General features: G+C 61.8%; 17 protein-coding genes and 1 pseudogene. 3 read left to right on the top strand and 15 right to left on the bottom strand.

What is annotated here, in order from left to right; translation table 11 throughout:
- Positions 1-3: 3 nt before the first annotated feature.
- The 3 genes from ruvB to ruvC are packed head-to-tail and all read right to left on the bottom strand — an operon-like array spanning position 4 to position 2216.
- Positions 4-1038: a Holliday junction branch migration DNA helicase RuvB gene (gene ruvB / locus ACERZ8_RS11450; protein WP_407592317.1), complete on the bottom strand. Its 1035-nt coding sequence runs from the start codon at positions 1036-1038 to the stop codon at positions 4-6.
- 3 nt (positions 1039-1041) lie between these two features.
- On the bottom strand, positions 1042-1704 hold the full coding sequence (ruvA, locus tag ACERZ8_RS11445) for a Holliday junction branch migration protein RuvA (protein ID WP_407592316.1): 663 nt from the start codon (positions 1702-1704) through the stop codon (positions 1042-1044).
- Positions 1701-2216 carry a crossover junction endodeoxyribonuclease RuvC gene (ruvC, locus tag ACERZ8_RS11440; RefSeq protein ID WP_407594253.1) on the bottom strand — a complete coding sequence of 172 codons (516 nt, stop codon included), beginning with the start codon at positions 2214-2216 and terminating at the stop codon, positions 1701-1703. The genes ruvA and ruvC overlap by 4 nt, the downstream gene beginning before the upstream one ends.
- Before the next feature lie 345 nt (positions 2217-2561).
- Between ruvC and ACERZ8_RS11435 the strand changes: the two genes are divergently transcribed.
- The gene (locus ACERZ8_RS11435; protein WP_407592315.1) at positions 2562-2771 is read left to right on the top strand and encodes a DUF1127 domain-containing protein; all 210 of its coding nucleotides are present in this window, start codon (positions 2562-2564) and stop codon (positions 2769-2771) included.
- A 106-nt stretch (positions 2772-2877) separates the two neighbouring features.
- On the opposite strand, the gene ACERZ8_RS11430 is transcribed toward ACERZ8_RS11435, so the two are convergent.
- From ACERZ8_RS11430 to ACERZ8_RS11410, 5 genes are all read right to left on the bottom strand, one after another.
- Positions 2878-3225: a hypothetical protein gene (locus ACERZ8_RS11430; RefSeq protein WP_407592314.1), complete on the bottom strand. Its 348-nt coding sequence runs from the start codon at positions 3223-3225 to the stop codon at positions 2878-2880.
- A gap of 113 nt (positions 3226-3338) precedes the next feature.
- The gene (locus ACERZ8_RS11425; RefSeq protein WP_407594251.1) at positions 3339-4205 is read right to left on the bottom strand and encodes a 50S ribosomal protein L11 methyltransferase; all 867 of its coding nucleotides are present in this window, start codon (positions 4203-4205) and stop codon (positions 3339-3341) included.
- The gene (locus tag ACERZ8_RS11420; RefSeq protein WP_407592313.1) at positions 4205-4396 is read right to left on the bottom strand and encodes a hypothetical protein; all 192 of its coding nucleotides are present in this window, start codon (positions 4394-4396) and stop codon (positions 4205-4207) included. The genes ACERZ8_RS11425 and ACERZ8_RS11420 overlap by 1 nt, the downstream gene beginning before the upstream one ends.
- Positions 4354-5589 carry an MATE family efflux transporter gene (locus tag ACERZ8_RS11415; RefSeq protein WP_407592312.1) on the bottom strand — a complete coding sequence of 412 codons (1236 nt, stop codon included), beginning with the start codon at positions 5587-5589 and terminating at the stop codon, positions 4354-4356. The genes ACERZ8_RS11420 and ACERZ8_RS11415 overlap by 43 nt, the downstream gene beginning before the upstream one ends.
- 2 nt (positions 5590-5591) lie before the next feature.
- Positions 5592-6824, bottom strand: coding sequence for an MFS transporter (locus ACERZ8_RS11410; protein WP_407592311.1), 1233 nt, complete (start codon positions 6822-6824; stop codon positions 5592-5594).
- 132 nt (positions 6825-6956) lie between these two features.
- Here ACERZ8_RS11410 and ACERZ8_RS11405 point away from each other — a divergent pair, with 132 nt between their 5' ends.
- The gene (locus ACERZ8_RS11405; protein WP_407592310.1) at positions 6957-7412 is read left to right on the top strand and encodes a methylated-DNA--[protein]-cysteine S-methyltransferase; all 456 of its coding nucleotides are present in this window, start codon (positions 6957-6959) and stop codon (positions 7410-7412) included.
- An 11-nt stretch (positions 7413-7423) separates the two neighbouring features.
- On the opposite strand, the gene ACERZ8_RS11400 is transcribed toward ACERZ8_RS11405, so the two are convergent.
- From ACERZ8_RS11400 to fsa, 4 genes are all read right to left on the bottom strand, one after another.
- Positions 7424-8113, bottom strand: a complete 690-nt coding sequence (locus tag ACERZ8_RS11400; RefSeq protein WP_407592309.1) for a CDP-alcohol phosphatidyltransferase family protein — start codon at positions 8111-8113, stop codon at positions 7424-7426.
- A gap of 95 nt (positions 8114-8208) precedes the next feature.
- Positions 8209-9129, bottom strand: coding sequence for a tyrosine recombinase XerC (locus tag ACERZ8_RS11395; protein ID WP_407592308.1), 921 nt, complete (start codon positions 9127-9129; stop codon positions 8209-8211).
- On the bottom strand, positions 9126-9833 hold the full coding sequence (locus ACERZ8_RS11390) for a DUF484 family protein (protein ID WP_407592307.1): 708 nt from the start codon (positions 9831-9833) through the stop codon (positions 9126-9128). Before ACERZ8_RS11390 ends, ACERZ8_RS11395 begins: the two co-directional genes overlap by 4 nt.
- A gap of 278 nt (positions 9834-10111) precedes the next feature.
- The gene (gene fsa, locus ACERZ8_RS11385) at positions 10112-10765 is read right to left on the bottom strand and encodes a fructose-6-phosphate aldolase (protein WP_407592306.1); all 654 of its coding nucleotides are present in this window, start codon (positions 10763-10765) and stop codon (positions 10112-10114) included.
- 91 nt (positions 10766-10856) lie between these two features.
- Here fsa and ACERZ8_RS11380 point away from each other — a divergent pair.
- Positions 10857-13048, top strand: a pseudogene (locus tag ACERZ8_RS11380) (primosomal protein N').
- Positions 13049-13162: 114 nt separating this feature from the next.
- Here the strand turns inward: ACERZ8_RS11380 and ACERZ8_RS11375 are convergent.
- From ACERZ8_RS11375 to ACERZ8_RS11365, 3 genes are all read right to left on the bottom strand, one after another.
- Complete coding sequence (locus tag ACERZ8_RS11375) at positions 13163-13411, bottom strand: DUF3253 domain-containing protein (RefSeq protein ID WP_407592305.1); 249 nt, start codon at positions 13409-13411, stop codon at positions 13163-13165.
- A gap of 31 nt (positions 13412-13442) precedes the next feature.
- Positions 13443-16349, bottom strand: coding sequence for an isoleucine--tRNA ligase (gene ileS, locus ACERZ8_RS11370; RefSeq protein ID WP_407592304.1), 2907 nt, complete (start codon positions 16347-16349; stop codon positions 13443-13445).
- 246 nt (positions 16350-16595) lie between these two features.
- A complete protein-coding gene (locus ACERZ8_RS11365) occupies positions 16596-19283 on the bottom strand; it encodes a DUF2339 domain-containing protein (protein WP_407592303.1) in 2688 nt (895 codons plus the stop codon).
- Positions 19284-19318: the final 35 nt, after the last annotated feature.

The following is a 19318-nucleotide window of genomic DNA, read 5'->3' as shown; positions in this document are numbered from 1 at the left end:
CCATCAGTCAAAAAGATCGCGGTCTGATTTCGGCGCGTCGAGCCCAAGGTGACGCCAAGCGCGTGCGGCCAGCATGCGTCCGCGCGGAGTGCGCTGGATCAGACCCTGCTGCAGAAGATAGGGTTCGATCACTTCCTCAAGGGCATCACGGCTTTCGCTCAGCGCAGCGCTTAGCGTTTCGATGCCCACCGGGCCGCCGCCATAGTGTTCGGCCATCAGCGACAGGTACCGCCGGTCAGCCCCGTCAAGTCCGAGATGATCAACGCCAAGGCGGGTCAGCGCCGCATCGGCCAGTTCTTGGGTCACGCGCCCGTCGCCATCGACAACGGCGAAATCCACGACCCGGCGCAGCAATCGACCGGCGATGCGCGGTGTGCCACGGGCACGCTTGGCGATCTCGCGCGCGCCGCCCTCGTCCGCAGGTGCCCCCAGCTTGCGGGCATTGCGCTCCACAATCGTGAACAACTCGTCCTCAGTATAAAATTGCAGGCGCGTCGGAATGCCAAAGCGGTCGCGCAGCGGTGTGGTCAGCAGACCCATGCGCGTTGTAGCACCCACCAGCGTAAAGGGCTGGAGTTCGATGCGTACCGTGCGCGCGGCAGGCCCCTCACCGATCACAAGGTCCAATTCAAAGTCTTCCAACGCCGGGTACAGCACCTCTTCGACCGCCGGGTTCAGGCGGTGAATTTCGTCGATGAACAACACATCGCGCGCCTCAAGATTGGTGAGGATCGCGGCCAGATCACCGGCGCGGGCCAGCACAGGGCCAGAGGTCATGCGGAAATTCACGCCCAACTCGCGCGCCATGATTTGTGCCAGCGTCGTCTTGCCCAGACCGGGGGGCCCATGAAACAGGGTGTGATCCATGGCTTCGCCGCGCTGGCGTGCGGACTGGATGAACACCCGCAGGTTGGCGCGCGCCTCGGCCTGCCCAACAAAATCGTCAAGCATCTGCGGGCGCAAGGCACGATCAAAAGCTGTGGCGTCATCTTCGGGCAGCGAGGTGCCGCGCAAGGTGGGGTCAGAAGCGTCTGTCATCCCCTACCCTTTCGGTGCCAGCAGTTTCAGCGCCGCGCGGATCAGCGCTGACGTGTCCGCATCGGGTGCATTGCCTGCCGCCTGCGCCACCGCGGCGGCCGCATCGGATGGACCATAGCCAAGGTTGCCAAGTGCGGACAATGCGTCCGCCTGCGCAGATGTTGGCGGTGCTGCAACGACCACCGGTTCGATGACAGAATCGTCCGCCGCGTGCGCTGGCGCATCCCCGGTCGCCTGCGCCACGGTGCCGCCCATGGCCATAACCCCCGGCGCCTTGTCCTTGAGGTCAAGCACAATGCGCTGCGCAATCTTGGGGCCGATGCCCTTGGCAGCCTTCACCGCGTTCCAATCCCCAAGCGCAATCGCCCGCCCCACGCCGTCCGGTCCCAGCGTGCCGAGAATGGCAAGCGAGGCTTTGGCGCCCACCCCCTGCACGGACATCAGCAAGCGATGCCATTCCTTTTCCACGAGGGTCGGAAACCCGAACAGCTGCATCAGATCCTCGCGCACCACCAGATCGGTGAACAGCGCACAGATCTGGCCCACACCCGGCAACGTCGCCATCGTGCGATCAGAACAGTAGACAAGGTATCCCACCCCGCCCACGTCGATCAGAACGTGATCGGCCGCCCGGTAGTCGATACGCCCAGTCAATTTGCCGATCATGCGCGGGCCCTCGCGACGGCTGCAGCCAGACCGCCACCCGCGACGCCACTGCCGTGATGGGCGTGGCAGATCGCGATGGCCAGTGCGTCGGCGGCGTCCGGCCCGGCAATCTCGACCCCGGGCAATTGCACGCGCACCATGTGGGCGACCTGCCGTTTGTCGGCATGACCCACACCAACAACCGTCTTCTTGACCGAATTGGGTGCATATTCCCCGACGCTCAGCCCCGCACGGGCCGGGGCCAGCATCGCGATACCGCGCGCCTGCCCCAGCTTGAGGGTTCCGGCCCCATCCTTGTTCACGAATGTCTGTTCCACCGCAGCCGCATCCGGGGCGTGGGTGACAATCACGGCGGTGAGTTGATCAAAAAGGCTGAGCAACCGGCGCGACAGATCATCCCCGGATGAGTCGCATATTCCGTTGGCAACATGGCGCAGTCGTGGCCCATCCGCGTCGATGATGCCCCACCCCATATGCCGCAGACCCGGATCAATTCCCAATATACGCATGATTTTCGCCTGCCCTTGCCCGCCTTGTGGCTTTTTCAACGCACTAGCACGAAAGGCGAACATCCGCCAAGTGTTAACCGCCACCGCCCATTTGCGACATGCTTTGGCACCAAGGGCGACCTGATGCGCGATAGAGGGGTCAAAAACGCCATCCAGATGTCGAAAATCGACATGATCACAGCCTTAATTTCTCCTTATTATCCGGTGCGTTAACGCTGATTCTGCGCCATGCAGCCACTGCATGGCACATATGAATTTTACGCGCTTGTCTGATGTTCTCATGCTGCCTAAATGCACAGCACAACGCCGAATGGTTCGGCGCTGATACATCAAGATAAGGACTGCACAATGGCTGCTTTCGACACCACCCGCCCCGCATACGGCGCTGCTCCAGTTGCAGGCCACGTTAAAGGTTTCATGTCCAAGCTGATCGCACAAGTGATCGCCTGGAACGACGCGCGTGTGACACGCAAAGCGTTGAATTCTCTGACGGACCGTGAACTGGACGATATCGGACTTGTCCGTGGCGATATCGACGTTGTGGCCACAGGCCGCTGACACCCCGCAGAATGCGCTGGTTGCCCGAAAGGGCAAAGCCGCGAGACCTGTTTCAGGCTCGCGGCTTTTTCATTTGGAGGGTCTTCGCACTCGTTACGTCGTCAGATCAATCAATCAACGGCTCAAGGAAACCGGCCAGAAAATGGGTCACAGGTTCGACCTGCATCAACCAGGCACCGGCCTGTTCGAGCGCACCGCCCTGGTTCAGTTTGGCCACGCGTTCGTTATAAGTGATTTCGCTCAGCGACGAGAGCATGATCGCCTTGAACACAAAAAATCCGAAAACAAGGGCGAGCAGACCCTTGATCGGGAAGGCGCGGCGCAATGCACGATTGGGTTTGATGACAATCAACCCGTCGGCGCGCAGAGCGGTTGAAAAGCCTTGCGACATCGCCGCGTGTTTGCGGTTCAGCGTGGAAAGACGCTTGTTAAAATCTGCTTGCGAGTCTTGCATGGCAGCCTCGGCAACTCCTTGAACGGCCCCCACCGTCTTGGATGACCAAGATGCGTTTGAAATGTGTCAAAATCTGGGCAGGACCCTAAAATGCGTCGAAAAAGCGTGGCTAATTATGGCTTTTTCTGCAGTGTCAGAGTGGTCCATTCACCAATCTGTTCCCGGTGGGCCAGACTGTTTCCGCACTGTGCATAAATGTCGATCACATCGTCGGCCTGTTCGTTCAGAATGCCCGACAGAATCGCGTACCCTTCTGGGTCCAACCGCGCGGTCAGGTCTGGTGCCAAGGCCATCAATGGCCCTTTGAGAATGTTGGCAAAAATCAGATCGTAGGGGCCGCTGAGATCACGGTGATCGAACCCCGCAGCCTCGACCACGTGCACCCGGTCCGTCATATCGTTGGCCGCCAGATTGGCCTGTGCCACCTCGACCGCCTGCGCGTCGATGTCGCTGGCCATCACCGGGTCGGACCAGATCGCCGCTGCTCCCATCGCCAGAACGGCTGTGCCGCATCCGACATCGACCACGTTCCGCCCGACAAACCCCGCATCCGCCAGCCGATCCAGCGCGCGCAGACAGCCCAGCGTTGTGCCATGGTGCCCGGTCCCAAAGGCCATCGCCGCCTCGATCAGCAGCGCGTGTTTGCCCTGCGGCACCTTGTCGGCATCATGGCTTCCGTACACAAAAAACCGCCCAGCCTCAACGGGGGCCAGTTCGCGCCGGACATGGGCGACCCAGTCGGTTTCCGGCAGTTCCGAGATGTTGAACGGCTTGGCCTCAAAGGCAGAGGCCAGCAGCATCAGCGCCGTCTCGTCCGGTACTTCGGTGAAGTAGGCGCCAACTTCCCATAGGCCAGATCCATCCTCGACTTCGAACACACCTACGCCTGTGGGTGCATCTTCCAGTTCTTCGAGGGCAGCGCCCAGCCGTTCGGCAGGCGTCTTGCCCATCAATGTCGTCAGGGCGGTCCATGTGGGCATCATCGTCTCCGGTATCTGTCGGCGCTTGGCCATGGGCGGGCCTGCGGCGGTTCGATGTCCGCATGCGGCCCAAGCCGTGCCACATACCGCCAGCCCCAAAGCGCCGCAAGGGCACCCATCAGTGCACCTGCCGCCGCCTGCCCGTAAATCACGCCGGTCGCGCCAAAGATGCTGGCCAGAGCTGCGGCCATCGGCCAACTGAGCACGCCATCTTTGATCCAGCCCAGCAGCGTGGACCAGCCCGGTTTGCCCAGATTGTTGAAGGCGGCGTTGGACACGTAGAGCCCCCAAGGCAGATGAATGCCCCTGCGCCCACCAGCGTGAACGCACGCAGCACATCGGCCCCCTGCCCGCTCAGCCCAAAGGCGTCGATGACCAGCGGCGTGACGGCCAGCAACAGACCCCATGTCACAAGCGTGTAGAACGCGCAAAAGATCAGCGCGTCGCGATATGTGCTGCGCAGCCGGTCATAATGTCCCGCCCCAAGGTTCTGGCCAAAGATACCGCCAATCGCGCCCGACAGAGCAAAGACGCCGCCAAAGGCCAACACGGTCAGCCGCCCCACGACGGCCCAGGCCGCCACCGCATCATCCCCGAACGGCGCCATGACGATTGTGAGAAAGTAGTTGCCCGCCGGCGTCGCCATTTGCGTGGCAATCGCAGGCAAGGCGACAGCCATGTATGGGCGCAATGTATCAATCACACCGTTCCAGTCAGGCCGGGCAATCAGATCATGCTGATAGGCGGCAAATAACAACGCGAGGCCCATGAGGCAGAAGCGAAACAGCACGAGCCCAAGGGCGGCCCCATCGAGCCCCATCCCCAAATAGAGGATAAAGATCGGGTCCAGCACCATAAGCACAGCACCAGAAAACAGCGTGACATACATGGATTTCGCGCCATACCCTTCGGCCCGCAGCGTCCCGGACGCAGCAAGCGCGACAGCCATCGGGACAAGCGACGGTACCGTCAGCAACAGGTACCTTGCGGCAAGCCGCGCAGTTTCTCCGGTTGCGCCTGCCAGTGTCACAAGGTCGTGGCGCAACAGCACGACGATCAGCGCGACGGCCCCCTGAATGGTGCAGGAAATAGCGATGGCCGCCCCGGCCTGACGTCGCGCGGCGACACGGTCGCCCTCTCCGATCCGGCGCGAGACGAGCGCCGTGGCCGCGATCATCAGGCCCACACCCGATGAGACCGAAAAGAACTGGATCGCATAGGCAAAACCGATGGCCGCCACCAGTTGCGGTTGCCCCAGTTGAGAGATCCAGAGCAGGTTGGCCGCATCCACCAGAAAGACAAAGGTGATGCCGAACGCGCCTGTTGCCGTCATGCGCACCACGTGACCCATGGTGGAGCCAGTCAGAAAGCGCCCTTCGGACATCGCTATTCTGCGGGGGATGGCACAGGCGTGCCAAGGCGCGTTTCGTATCCGGGTGTCGGGTGGCGTGGGATCAGCAGAGCAAGACAGAGGGATGTGGCCGCCATGCCGGCGGCAAGGAAGAATACGGCCCCCGGTGACACAAGCCACAAAAGGCCCAGTGGCAGCGGCAGACCGACGGCAGCAATGTGGTTGATGGTAAAGGCCACGGCCGCAGTAGGCGCAATATCACCGGGATCAGCGATCTTCTGAAAGTAGGTCTTGAGGGCCAGTGCGAGGCCAAAAAAGATGTGGTCGATGACGTAAAGCGCTGCGGCCACCATCAGGCCCCAGCCGAGGAAATACACCCCGCCATAAGCAAGGAACACGAGCACCAGACCGGTGTATTCAAAGACAAGCGCCTTGTGCTCTCCGAACCGGGCCACGATCCGGCCCAAAATCGGGGCCACGAGGATGTTGACCACAAGGTTGATCAGGTAAAGTGCCGTAAGTTCGTGGACGTCGAACCCGAATTTTTCGACCATCATGAAGCCTGCAAAGACCATGAAAATCTGGCGCCGCGCGCCGGACATGAATTGCAGCGCGTAATAAAGCCAGTAGCGCCGACGCAGCACGAAAGTCTTGAGTTGCGGATGCGGGGCCTCGAACTGCGGATAGGCGAGCATGGCAAAGATTGCGATGGCCGCCGTGATGCCCCCGCCCACCATGTAGACGGTGTTGTAGGTCAGGCCCAGCGGCTCCCACAGGATCATGATGACGAAGTAGACGAGGAACGTGGCCACTGACCCGGCGGCCAACAGCCAGCCCAGCATTTGCGGGGCCTCGGCCTTGGTCAGCCATTGAAGTTGCAGCGACTGGTTGACCGTTTCGTAATAGTGAAAACCGACCGAGCTGATGAATGTCAGTATCAGAATGCCGGTCAGCTCCGGAAACTGCGCGGTCACGGCGGTCGCCAGCCCCAGCATAACCAGCGAGATCAACCCAAGCACCTGTTCGCGCATGAACATGATGACCAAGATGACGCCCACGGCCAGAAAGCCCGGAATTTCGCGCACCATATGCAGCAATCCGATATCGCGCCCGTCAAAGCTGGCGACTTCGACAACGAAGTTGTTCAACAGCGCCAGCCAAACCGAAAACCCGATCGGCATCGCGAATGCCATCAGAAACAGCAGCGCCTTGGGGCGTCGCCATTTCGGCAACGTGGCCGCATCGGCAAGGGGGACATAGCGGGTCATATGGATGCTTTACGCCCTTTGGCGTGCTCTGGCGAGTGACCAAAACGCACATGACGGGCAACGCATCTGCACAAGTCAAAGCCGCAGCTTTCGGGTTGCGCGAACCCGCGCTTGTCCGGCATCACAGAGCACATGCGATACAGGGACATAGACACGCAATTCGGCGCGCTGACCTTTGGTGAAGAGGACGGCGCCATCGTCCGCCTGACCTGGGGCACGTCCGGGCGTGCGGATTCGTCAGACGTTCTGGACGCTGCTGCCGATCAATTGGCAGCTTATGCTGCAGGCACCCGCGAAGTTTTTGACCTGCCCCTGCGTGTTGCAGGATCGCAAGTGCAGCGCGATGTCTGTGCCGCGATGTCAGCCATTCCGTTCGGGCATACCTGCACCTATGGGGACATCGCCAAACAGCTTGGCATCCCTGCGCAGGTCGTGGGACAAGCCTGCGGCGGCAATCCGATCCCGATCATCATCCCCTGCCACCGGGTGATGGGCGCCAAAGGGTTGACCGGATTTTCCGGTGCGGGCGGTGTCGAGACAAAGGTGGCCCTGCTGCGCCATGAAGGGGCGGGTGGGTTTCTGATCTGAACCCGCAGGCCCTATCGCTGCGGAATCAGTTGCTGGGCGATGCCCGCAAACACCAGATACAGGGATGTCAGAACCAGACCCCAGTGCGCCCAGCTGTCCGGATAAAAATCGACCCACGCCGCCCAGCCTGCAAAGAATGTCCATGCCAGTGCGATAGGCAGGGTCAACATCCGCCAGCGTTCCGTGCGGACCGGATGCACGAATTTCAGCGGCAGGAACATGCCCACGGCCAGCACGCTGACCAGCGCCAGCGATACCCAGAAATTCGGCTCAAGCGCGAAGATCACGAGCACAACCATATTCCAGCAGCCGGGAAACCCGGAAAAGGAATTGTCTTTGGTTTTCATACGCGTGTCGGCAAAATAGAGCGCCGATGCAAAGGTGATGAGGATGATCGCGACCCAGCCGGTCCAGCCATCCATCAGCCCCGATTTGAACAGGGCAAAGGCCGGAATAAACACGTAAGTGAGGTAGTCGATGATCAGGTCCAGCAAGACGCCATCGAATTCCGGCGCGTTGGTTTTGACATTGTATTTGCGCGCCAGCGGGCCGTCGATCCCGTCAACTGCAAAGGCTACCACGAGCCATACGAACATCAAGTCCCACTTGGCATCCACAGCAGCCAGCATCGCGAGCATCGCAAACACCGCACCCGTCGCGGTAAACAGGTGAACAAAGAGGGCGCGGAACCGAGCAGTCATGAAACCGTCATGATCTATCGCGCCTTGGGTTGCAAATGCTAAACCCATGCGTCGTGGCGTCATGTCGGGCGTGGTCAGGCAACAGGATCAGTCCCTTACGCTTTGGGATGCGCACGGGCGTACACATCCATCAACCGTACGGTATCAACCGCCGTGTAGGCCTGTGTCGTCGACAGGGATGCATGGCCCAGCAGTTCCTGAATCGCGCGCAGATCGCCACCGGCGTTCAGCAAATGGGTCGCAAAGCTGTGGCGCATGGCGTGTGGCGTGGCCGAGGCTGGCAACCCGAGTTGCATTCGGCCCTGCGCCATGACCTTCTGGATTGCACGCGGGGCCAGCGCACCGCCGCGAATGGCGCGAAACAGGGGCGCGTCATCCTGAACGCCATATGGGCAGGCCCTGACATAAGCATCGACCGCATCGCGCGCGGTGTCGATGACCGGCACAATCCGCTCTTTGCCGCCCTTGCCCGTGATCCGCATCACCTCTGGCAGGGGCGCGTCGCGGCCAAGCAGCCCCAGTGCTTCGGAAATACGCAGACCGCATCCCCAAAGCAGGGTCAGCACCGCCGTATCCCGCAACCCGACCCAGGGTTTGTCCGACTGCAGGGACGCGATGTCGAGCAGATCGCGCGCCGCCTCTTCGGACACCGGTCGCGGCAGTTTCTTGGTGAATTTCGGCGCGCGCGTCGACAGCACGGCGGTCGGTTCGAACCCCTCACGCTGTGCGAGCCATTTGTAGAACGCCTTGACCGCGGACAGCTTGCGCGCAAGCGATCGCGCACCAACGCCGCCGCCACGGGTGCGTGCCATCCATGCCCGCATGTCTTGCGTGCTGATCCGCGCCAGTGCCGCCAAACCTTGCGTTTGTCCGGAATGTTCAGTCATGAAGGCCAGAAATTCGGTGATGTCCCGCCCATAGGCCAATGTCGTGTTTTCTGCGGCCCCCTTGATGCTTTGCTGATGCGCCAGAAACCGTTCCAGCGCGTCACGCGCGGCAGGGGAAATCAGGCTCATCCCAGCCAGCGCCGCATGGCGCGTTCAAAAACACCCGTGAAAAAGGCAAGAAGATCAGTGCCCTGTTGCGGTCCAAACATGTGGGGATCTTCCGCGCCAAACACCAAAAGGCCGGGCAGACGGGCGTCGCCGAAATCCAGTTTCAGGCACGCCTCGGACCGGATCCAGTCACCGGCATCGCCGTAAATGGCCGGATCAGCCTCTTGCACCTGACGCAATGTGACCTGGCGCACCGCACCGCCGCGCCCTTGGGTCAGGTAGCAGTCGATAAACCCGGGTTCTGCCACGCTCAGCACGTCACCAAGGCGTTTGACGGCCGGATCGTTGTCGTTCTGCACGGATTCGAGCACCAGTTTGACCGCATCCACGCGCAGGATCTCAGCCACTTCGCCGCCCAGATCGCGCAGAAAGGTTTCGAACTCTAACGGGTCGAGCATGCGCAGGATGGCACGGTGGACCTGATTGGTGCCCGCAAGGTTCTCATAGGCTGCGGCGATCACTGAACGGTGCGTATCTTCAAGCCGATCAAGGCGCGCTTCAAGGCGTTCCATCGCAAGTCCGCGCAGATCGACAATGTTGCCGCCCATGGATCGGTCATTGGCGGCAATCAGGGCGTGCATCAGATCATTGTCGTCCAGAATCACGTCAGGACGGGAAATGATCGCCTCACGCAAGGCGTCATCAATATCAGGTTGGCTGCTCATACCATGCTCATTTTTATTTTCAGGGGTGTAGCACAGCACGCCTGCGAAATCTGCCCTCACATGGGAAAAATTTTGTGCTTTGCGCGGGCTGTTGCGCTTTGACGTCAGAGACGGGGAACGACCGCGTCGTTCTCCCCATGAAATTGTTCAACCGTTGGTGGATACGGAAGGCCAGAACACGCACAACGTCAGCGACCACTCACGGTGTTGAACCAGGCGGTGGCCCCCTGGTTTCAAGCGCTGACCGCGTGGTGACGGCGGGTCGGAATAACCTGTTATTACAGGATTTTCTGACCCGTCTTCGCCCAGTCTTTCATGAACTGTTCAAGGCCCGCATTGGTCAGCGGATGGCTCGCCAGTTTCTTGATCACATCCGGGGGGGCAGTGATCACGTCGGCCCCGATCCGCGCGCAATCCTGCACATGATTGACTGACCGGATGGAGGCCGCGAGGATTTCGGTTTCAAACCCGTAGTTGTCATAAATCGTGCGGATGTCTTCGATCAGCTCCAGACCATCGATGTGAATGTCATCAAGCCGCCCGATGAAGGGCGAGATGAATGTCGCGCCCGCCTTTGCCGCCAGCAGCGCCTGATTGGCGGAAAAGCACAGCGTGACGTTGATCATGTGCCCGTCACCCGACAGCACTTTGCAGGCCTTCAGGCCATCCCAGGTCAGGGGCAGCTTGATGGTGATATTGTCGGCGATTTCTGCCAGCTTGCGGCCTTCGGCAATCATGGCATCGGATTCAAGTGCGACCACTTCGGCGCTGACCGGGCCATCGACCAGATCACAGATCTCTTTTGTCACTTCGAGGATGTCGCGCCCCGACTTCAGGATCAGCGAGGGGTTCGTGGTGACCCCGTCAACCATGCCCAGATCGTTCAGCTCGGCGATGGCGTCGATCTCGGCGGTGTCTACAAAGAATTTCATGTGCGGCCTCTCTTGATGGCTTGGCGTTTTCTGATCCAGCGTTTACCTCATGGCGGGTGAAGTCGAAACCCCACATAAAGCGGCATCTCAGATGAGCCCATCGTTCTTCGACGAAGGTGCGTTGGTCGCTGTGCTGACCACGCAGCCGCTGGACCGCGCACTGGATTACAAAGCACCCGAAGGCGGATGCCATCTGGGCGCTTTTGTCGAGGTGCCGTTGGGTCCACGCAAGGTGCTGGGCGTCGTCTGGGGCCCGGGCAAGGGGGATTACGATTACGCCAAGGTCCGCGCAGTGTTGCGCGTGCTGGATGCCGCCCCGATGCGCGCCGAAATGCGCAGCTTTCTGGAAAAGGCGGCCGCCTACACGCTGACCCCGATGCCTGCCATGCTGCGCCTTGCCACCCGCGCGCCGGGTCTGGGCGATCCCCCCTCGATGCGCAATGTGTACCGGCGTGGCCCGAACGAACCTGACCGGATGACCGACGCGCGTCGCCGCGTGATCGAATTCCTCGGCGAATATGGCGACCTGTCCTTCACGCTGAAAGAACTTGCGGAACTGTCCGGCGTGACCTCATCGGTGATCAAGGGCCTCGTCAAACAGGGCGCGGTCGCAGAAGAGGACAGCCCACGCGATCTGCCCTACCCTCCGCTCGACCCGAGCCTGCCCGGCAAGGAGCTGACTGAAGATCAGGCGCGCGCAGCAACCCATGTTGCAGATGCCGTGCGCGCTGGCACCTATGGAACCACTTTGCTGCGCGGGGTCACGGGATCCGGCAAGACCGAGGTCTACCTTGAAGCCGTCGCCGCCTGCCTGCGCGCAGGTCGACAGGCGTTGGTGTTGCTGCCCGAGATCGCGCTGACGGCAGAATTCCTGAAACGGGTCGAAGTCCGCTTTGGCGCGCGCCCGGCCGAATGGCATTCGGGTGCCACCATGACCGAGCGCCGCCGCATCTGGCGCATGGTCGGTCAAGGGCAGGCACAACTGGTGATCGGCGCGCGCTCGGCCCTGTTTCTGCCCTATCAGAACCTTGGCCTGATCGTCGTGGATGAGGAACACGACACATCCTACAAACAGGAAGACGGGGTGCTGTATAACGCGCGCGACATGGCCGTGCTGCGCGCCTCGCTGCTCGGGGCGCAGGTGGTATTGTCCTCGGCCACGCCGTCGCTCGAATCCCGGGCGAATGCAGAAAGCGGCAAGTACACGCGGCTGGATCTTGAGGCGCGGTTCGGCCCTGCCGTGATGCCCACCATGAAGGCCCTGGACATGCGGGCCGAGACATTGCCGTCCGATCGGTGGGTGTCTGATACGCTGAAGAATGAGGTGGACAAGCGCCTTGCGGCGGGCGAACAGGCCATGCTGTTCCTGAATCGGCGCGGCTATGCCCCGATCACACTTTGCCGCGCCTGCGGCCATCAGGTGGGTTGCGATCAGTGTGACGCGCGCATGGTGGAACACCGCTTCCTTAAGCGGTTGATGTGCCACCAATGCGGCGAAACAAAACCGATGCCCACCACCTGCCCCTCCTGCGAGGCAGAGGACCGGATGGCGCCTGTCGGCCCCGGCGTTGAGAGGCTGGGCGAAGAGGCGGTGCGACTGTTTCCCGATGCCCGGGTCGCGGTGCTGAGTTCGGACATGTACGGCTCGGCCCGCGCCCTCAAGGCCGAGATCGAAAGCATCGCCGCCGGGGGTGCGGATGTGGTGATCGGCACGCAGCTTGTGGCCAAGGGGCACAACTTTCCCAATCTTACGCTGGTAGGTGTCATTGATGCCGATCTGGGCCTGCAAGGCTCGGATCTGCGCGCGGCAGAACGGACGTTCCAGTTGATGCGGCAGGTGGCGGGACGTGCCGGTCGGGCAGAAAAACCCGGCACGGCCCTGCTGCAGACGTTCCAGCCAGAACATCCCGTCATCCGCGCCATTCTGGCAGGTGACGAGGAAGGATTCTGGCGCGCCGAGGCCGCCGAGCGCGAGGCGGCGGGCGTGCCCCCATATGGGCGCATGGCGGGGATCATCCTGAGTGGTCCAGACGTGGCGCAGGTGTTTGATGCAGCCAATGCGCTGGCGCGCAATCCGGCACCGCTGACCCGCATCGGCGCGCAGGTCTTTGGCCCTGCCCCCGCCCCTATCGCGCGGATCAGGGGCGCCACCGTGTGCGCCTGCTGGTCAAGGCTGGCAAGGGCGTGGCGCTTCAGGGCGCGATTGCACAGTGGGTGTCGCAAGTGCGGATGAAGGGGGATTTGCGTCTCGCCGTCGATATCGACCCACAAAGTTTCTATTGAGCGGCTCCTGATCCCAAACCCACTGCGCGACGACATTTTTCAAATAGAGTTCGGGGGGCTCTACCCCCGGGAACATCTCCCCCGGGATTTTTTCAATCAGAGAAGGCGGACCAGTCAGTCGGATGGCAGTCCAAGCCGGATTGGTCCCCGCGCTGTTTCAAGCGCAACAGGCGCGCCCTTTTGCGTCACGATTATGTCGCCGGAGCGGGCAAGATGGCCTGCAACAGCACGCACCTGCGGCATCAGGGCGCGCCAGTCTGCGGCCAGCGCGCGCGCCACTTCGGAGGGGCAGATCGTTTTGCCCGCTCCGCGCACAGATACGGCTTCCAGAATGGCCCTTTCGATCGCTGCGTCATCCATCATGGTGCACATGTAAGGCGGAGGTGTCCTCCGCCTAGCTCAGCGCTTCATCGCACCGTCCGCAGACACCGGAATGAGCGTGGGTGCCCACATCCGGCAGCACCTTCCAGCAGCGGGCGCATTTTTCACCGCTGGCCTTTTCGAAGACGACACCGATGCCGGGCGTTTCAGGAAGGCGGAAGGCCTCTGCCGGGCTTGGATCGGTGGTCACAGCGATTTCCGACGTGATGCAGATATCGTTGAAAGGCACGCTGCGCAGCGCCTCGGCAAGGTTTTCATCCTCGACATGGACCACCGGGCCCGCCTCAAGCGATGCGCCAATCACCTTTTCGGTACGCTGGATTTCGAGGGCTGCCGTGACCACACGACGTGCCGCGCGGATGCCTGCCCATTTCTGCGCCAGCGTGTCATTGCGCCATGCCGCAGGGGTGTCTGGCATGTCCGTGAGATGCACGGAGCTGTCCTCACCCGGGTACCGCTCAAGCCAGACCTCCTCCATCGTGAACACGAGGACCGGGGCCAGCCATGTGGTCAACCGGTGGAACAGCAGGTCCAGAACCGTACGTGCTGCGCGTCGCTGCACGGTGTCTCCATCGCAATAAAGCGCGTCCTTGCGGATGTCGAAATAGAAGGCCGACAGATCGACCGTCGCAAAGGTGAACACAGCCGAGAACACACGCTGGAAATCGAAGGCGGCATAGCCTTCGCGCACGATCTGGTCGAGCTCGGCAAGGCGGTGCAGGATCAACTGTTCCAGTTCGGGCATGTCGGCGGGTTCGACCCGGTCCGCATCAGTGAAGTCGGTCAGCGAACCCAGCATATAGCGCATCGTATTGCGCAAGCGGCGGTAGCTGTCGGCGACCCCTTTCAGGATTTCCGGCCCGATCCGTTGGTCGGCGGTGTAATCCGTCTGCGCCACCCAAAGCCGCAGGATGTCGGCTCCGTACTGGTCCACGACCTGTTGCGGCACGATGGTGTTGCCGATGGATTTGGACATCTTCATGCCCTTTTCATCCAGCGTGAACCCATGCGTGACCACGTTGCGATAAGGCGCGCGGCCCGTGGTACCGACCGATTGCAGCAGGGACGAGTGGAACCAGCCCCGGTGCTGATCGGTGCCCTCCATATAGACGTCCGCGATCCCGTCTTCGGTTCCGTCTGCACGGTCGCGCAGGGTAAATGCGTGAGTGGAGCCGGAATCAAACCACACATCCAGAATATCAATCACCTGATCATAGTCGTCCGGGTTCACGATCCCTTCGAGGAAGCGTTGCTTGGCGTCCTCGTCATACCACGCATCCGCCCCTTCGGCCTCAAAAGTCGAAGTGATGCGCCGGTTGACCTGCGGGTTGCGCAGCAGGAAATCGTCATCCGTGGGCAGCGCGCCCTTCTTGGTGAAACAGGTGAGCGGCACGCCCCATGCACGCTGACGCGACAGCACCCAGTCCGGCCGCGCCTCCATCATCGAATGCAGGCGGTTGCGCCCTGACTTGGGCGTCCAGTTCACGTTGTCGATTTCGGTCAGCGCGCGTTCACGGATGGTCTTGCCATGCGTGTCCAGCCCATCACCGACCGGTTTGTCGATAGCGGCAAACCATTGCGGCGTATTGCGGTAGATCACCGGCGCTTTGGAGCGCCAGGAATGGGGATAGCTGTGCTTGATCTTGCCGCGCGCCAGCAGCCCACCGACCTCGGCGAGTTTGTCGATGATGGCCGCGTTGGCGTTGCCCTCTTTCCCATTGGGTTTCAGGATCGCCTTGCCGCCAAAGAACGGCAGGTCGTCGCGGAAACGCCCATCTGGGTTCACGTTGTAGGTGATGACCTGTTCGAGCATGCCGAGATCACGGTAAAGCTCGTATTCCTCAAGGCCGTGAGAGGGGGCGCAGTGCACGAAACCGGTGCCTTCGGTGTCGGTCACGAAGTCGGCGGCGCGGAAGTCGCGGATGTCGTCCCACTGCCCCTCTGCGCCCTCGGCACCTTTCAACGGGTGGGTCAGCGTGATCTTGGCCAGATCGTCGTTGGTCACATCGCACAGGCGACGATACATCGTTTCATCCAGACGCGCGCGGCCCAGCACGTCTGCCGCCAGATTGTCGGCAAGGATGTAGCGCTCGCCAATGCGGGCCCAGCATTCCTCCGGGCGGCCGATGACCTCGTAAAGACCGTAAGAGATACCCTCGCCGTAAACGACCGCCTTGTTGGACGGCATCGTCCAGGGCGTCGTGGTCCAGATCACCACTTGCGCACTGTCGAGCGTCGCATCGCCCGTGCCCACAACCTTGAACTTCACCCAGATGGTGAAGCTCTCCTTGTCGTGATATTCGACCTCCGCCTCAGCCAATGCAGTCTGCTCCACAGGCGACCACATCACGGGCTTCGAGCCCTGATAGAGCGTGCCATTCATCAGGAATTTCATGAACTCCTCGGCAATCACCCGCTCGGCATGAAAATCCATCGTCAGATACGGATCGGCCCAGTTGCCTGTGATCCCCAACCGTTTGAACTCCTCGCGTTGGATGTCGACCCAACCGGCGGCAAACTCGCGGCATTCCGCGCGGAATTCGTTGATCGGCACATCGTCCTTGTCGCGACCCTTCTTGCGGTACTGTTCCTCGATCTTCCACTCGATGGGCAGACCGTGACAGTCCCAGCCGGGGATATAGCGGGCATCAAACCCCATCATCTGATGGCTGCGCACGATCATGTCCTTGATCGTCTTGTTCAGCGCGTGGCCGATATGCAGATGCCCATTGGCGTAAGGAGGACCGTCATGCAGCGTGAAAGGCTGGCGCCCCTCCTTCTCCCGCAGGCGGTCATAAACCCCGATCCGCGCCCAACGCTCCAGCCATTCGGGCTCGCGTTTGGGCAGGCCCGCGCGCATGGGAAATGCGGTGCGGGGCAGGTTCAGGGTGTGTTTATACTCGGGTGTGTCGGCGCACATGGATGGCGTCCTTCATAGATCGTTTCGGGCGAGGAATGGCATGGGCGGTGCGATAAGCTCAAGCACCTTTGTCCGGCGGCTCGGGCAGATCGCTCAGAGCGCCGGGGATATAATTCGTGCAATACGGATCACATGCGACATGCGCCGCTTACTATGCGGGCGCGCGCGGCTCCACAAGTCCCCTGCTTCGCTGATTGAAAAAATCCCGGAGCGCGAGGCAGAGCCTCGGATAGCGCGCCTGCGCGCTCATTGCGGTGCGACGCGGCCCTGTGCCCAACGGTTTAGCCATGCAAGTGCCGCCAGCGACAGGCCCAGCACCACCAGAGACAGCACGCGGGTCAGCCCCTCCAGCCCGGAAATGTCGATCAGGAACACCTTTGCCACAGCCAGCCCGATCACCGCCAGCCCGGCGCGACGCAGGATCGTGGATGACCGCGCAAGTGACTGATAGAACACCGCCGCACCAACGGCGAGCAAGGCAACGGTGTAGCTGTAAAGCTCTGGCTGCAGGAAGCCGTGATAAAGCTCCATCCCCGACGCCCCCTGCCACAGATGGCGGATGGCGACAAAGGCCCAAAAGCTGGCCAGCGCCAGTGCAGCGCCAAAAAGCCCAAGCCGCAGCCAGTGAAAACGCACCCGCCATGCGGCCATCGCTAGAACCAGTGCGGGCAAAAGGTAGGCCACCAGCAGCGTATTGAGAACAGGCGGACCCGCAACATTACCGCCCCAATCCGTCAGGATCGGTGAAAAGACAGTGAGGCCAAGGGCAAGCGCGCCTAGTCCGACAAGACCGAAGAGGCCCGCCAGCACAGCCCGCACAAGGCTCATCAGACCGCCAAGTTCCTGCAAGCGCAGCAATTGCGCGGTCATCAAGCCCAGCCAGATCGTCGCATAAAGGCCCATCGCCCAATGGGTGGCGTTGTGATCGACGCCCGTCATCCGCTCCAGCGCGCGGAACAGCAACAGGGAAACGAGCGTGCCCGCCGTTGACCATGCCGCAGTGTCGAGCATCAATTGCGCCGTCACGCGGGATTTGCCCCGCAAAACCCAAAGCGATGCGACAAAGGCGGCAAGCGCACTGCCGTAGGCCAGCAAAATCTCCCACACCGGGGCATCGAGCGCCCAAGGCAGACCCGGATCCGCGATGAGGCGCGCACCCACGGCCACGACGCCGACGGTGATCATCACCTGCATCAGCGGCAAATCGAACCGCCTATCCAGCAGGGCGGCCACCAGCACAGTCACAGCCAGCGCAACCGTCAATGCAGCCGAGGACAGGATCAGCACAAAGGCAAAACTGATCGACGCAAGGGCCGACAGGACAAACAGCGACGCGCGCGTTCTGTCCGCCCCGTCAACGCGGGCAAAGCGCAGGGCAAAGACAACCATCGCAGCAGACAGCACCATGGCATGCAGCGCCCAGGGGTAGGCTCCGATCACATCCGACGGGTGCCATGTCACCTCGATGGCGATGGCGAGCGCAGCCGCGACCAGCGCCGCCCCAAGCGCCCAGAACAGGCCAAAGCCGGGGCGCAAGGCGCGTCCGGCTGCAACCGCGCTCAATCCAAAGCCGATGGCGCACAGGATCGTGACGGTCAGCGGAAAATCCGCCTCGCTGGTTTCGGCATAGGTGTCGCGAAAGGCGCGCAAAACGGTGCCTGCTGTCTCCCCTTCCCACCCGACAAGCCCGATCACACCGACACCCGGCATGACTGCGAGGTCCTGCAAGGCCGGTCCTGACAGCGACCAAACAGCAAGGGCAACGAACAGCACGACAAGCGCCACAATGCCCGGCCAGAACGGGGCCCCCCCGACGACACTGGCCCAGACCACGCCCGCCGTCGCCAGCGCCACGGTCGCAGCCGCAAGCGCTGTAGGGAATCCGGGGCGTGGACCGGTCGGTTGCCTGACCCATTGCGTGACAAGTAGCCCCTCATGATCCGGCCAAATCCCGCGTGCCGGTATCAGGATGGCAAGGGCTGCAATCGCGATGACGTAGACCTGAAACCCGACCGAAAGGACTGCACCGCCCCCTTCGAGGGTGAGCCAGCCCATGCCAAAGCCCAACGCCACGCTCAGCCCAGACACCCACGCCCAGCGGCGCAGTGTGTCGACGCCCAATCCAACTGCCGTGATGACGCCAAAATAGAGGTACAGCCAGTTTGTCGGCGGAACGGTGCTGCCCACCAACAGCGGTGCAGTGAATGCACCAACCACGCCGACGGTGGTCAACAGGGGCCCGTGCAACCAGCCAAGGGCAACGCCCAACAACCCCACTGCCGCCATACCGGCAAAGGCAACCTCGACACCGATCAAGTCATACATCAGGCGGGCGGCCGCCACCGCTCCGAACAGCGACACAAGTCCCGCCCCGGAAAACACGGACGGGATGTAGGCCGTGGCGCTGTCTGGCCCGTCGCCATAGCGGCGGCGGATCACTTCGCCCGCGCCAATCAGGGCTGCACCAAAGCCAAGCGCCGCTACGACGCGCGCGACCGGCGGAAAGAGGCCGTTTTCGACGCCGTATTGCACAAGGAACAGCCCGGCGAGGGCCAGAGACAGGGCTGACACCACGTAAAACCAGTTGGTTGCTAACCACGTCATCGCAATTTGCGCACGGCTTGGTCCCGACTTGACCTGTTCTGGTTCCGCCGCCTTGCGCGCGGCGATCACACGCGCTGCCGCCGGTTCAGAGGGTTTGTTGGTTTTAGTGGCAGGTACAGCGGCCTTGGACGCTGTGTCCGGGACTACGGCAGGCTTGGTATCTGCGGCGGCTGAGGGTTTCGCATCCCCCTGATCCGCCATCAGCCGCGCAATGTCTGCCTCAAGCGTGGTGATGCGGCTGCGCAGGCCCGACTGCGCCACAAGCAGATAGATCACACCCACAGGAATCGCGAGGACCACAAGGCCCAGCAGCACCGCAATCGCTTCCATGATCCATCCTTTGCGACTTCGCTGTCAATCTAAGG

This window comes from Tateyamaria armeniaca, assembly GCF_045797845.1.
GTDB classification, from domain to species: domain Bacteria; phylum Pseudomonadota; class Alphaproteobacteria; order Rhodobacterales; family Rhodobacteraceae; genus Tateyamaria; species Tateyamaria armeniaca.
This window is presented reverse-complemented; position numbering and strand designations above follow the sequence as displayed.

Bases quoted from the DNA above. Each gene is read 5' to 3' on its own strand.
- ACERZ8_RS11420 (WP_407592313.1), bottom strand. From the start codon at position 4,396: ATGGCCGCAGCTCTGGCCAGCATCTTTGGCGCGACCGGCGTGATTTAC.
- ACERZ8_RS11410 (WP_407592311.1), bottom strand. From the start codon at position 6,824: ATGACCCGCTATGTCCCCCTTGCCGATGCGGCCACGTTGCCGAAATGG.
- ACERZ8_RS11425 (WP_407594251.1), bottom strand. From the start codon at position 4,205: ATGCCCACATGGACCGCCCTGACGACATTGATGGGCAAGACGCCTGCC.
- ACERZ8_RS11400 (WP_407592309.1), bottom strand. From the start codon at position 8,113: ATGACTGCTCGGTTCCGCGCCCTCTTTGTTCACCTGTTTACCGCGACG.
- ACERZ8_RS11430 (WP_407592314.1), bottom strand. From the start codon at position 3,225: ATGCAAGACTCGCAAGCAGATTTTAACAAGCGTCTTTCCACGCTGAAC.
- ACERZ8_RS11405 (WP_407592310.1), top strand. From the start codon at position 6,957: ATGCGATACAGGGACATAGACACGCAATTCGGCGCGCTGACCTTTGGT.
- ACERZ8_RS11395 (WP_407592308.1), bottom strand. From the start codon at position 9,129: ATGAGCCTGATTTCCCCTGCCGCGCGTGACGCGCTGGAACGGTTTCTG.
- ruvB (WP_407592317.1), bottom strand. From the start codon at position 1,038: ATGACAGACGCTTCTGACCCCACCTTGCGCGGCACCTCGCTGCCCGAA.
- ACERZ8_RS11365 (WP_407592303.1), bottom strand. From the start codon at position 19,283: ATGGAAGCGATTGCGGTGCTGCTGGGCCTTGTGGTCCTCGCGATTCCT.
- ruvA (WP_407592316.1), bottom strand. From the start codon at position 1,704: ATGATCGGCAAATTGACTGGGCGTATCGACTACCGGGCGGCCGATCAC.
- ACERZ8_RS11390 (WP_407592307.1), bottom strand. From the start codon at position 9,833: ATGAGCAGCCAACCTGATATTGATGACGCCTTGCGTGAGGCGATCATT.
- ACERZ8_RS11375 (WP_407592305.1), bottom strand. From the start codon at position 13,411: ATGATGGATGACGCAGCGATCGAAAGGGCCATTCTGGAAGCCGTATCT.
- fsa (WP_407592306.1), bottom strand. From the start codon at position 10,765: ATGAAATTCTTTGTAGACACCGCCGAGATCGACGCCATCGCCGAGCTG.
- ACERZ8_RS11415 (WP_407592312.1), bottom strand. From the start codon at position 5,589: ATGTCCGAAGGGCGCTTTCTGACTGGCTCCACCATGGGTCACGTGGTG.
- ACERZ8_RS11435 (WP_407592315.1), top strand. From the start codon at position 2,562: ATGGCTGCTTTCGACACCACCCGCCCCGCATACGGCGCTGCTCCAGTT.
- ileS (WP_407592304.1), bottom strand. From the start codon at position 16,349: ATGTGCGCCGACACACCCGAGTATAAACACACCCTGAACCTGCCCCGC.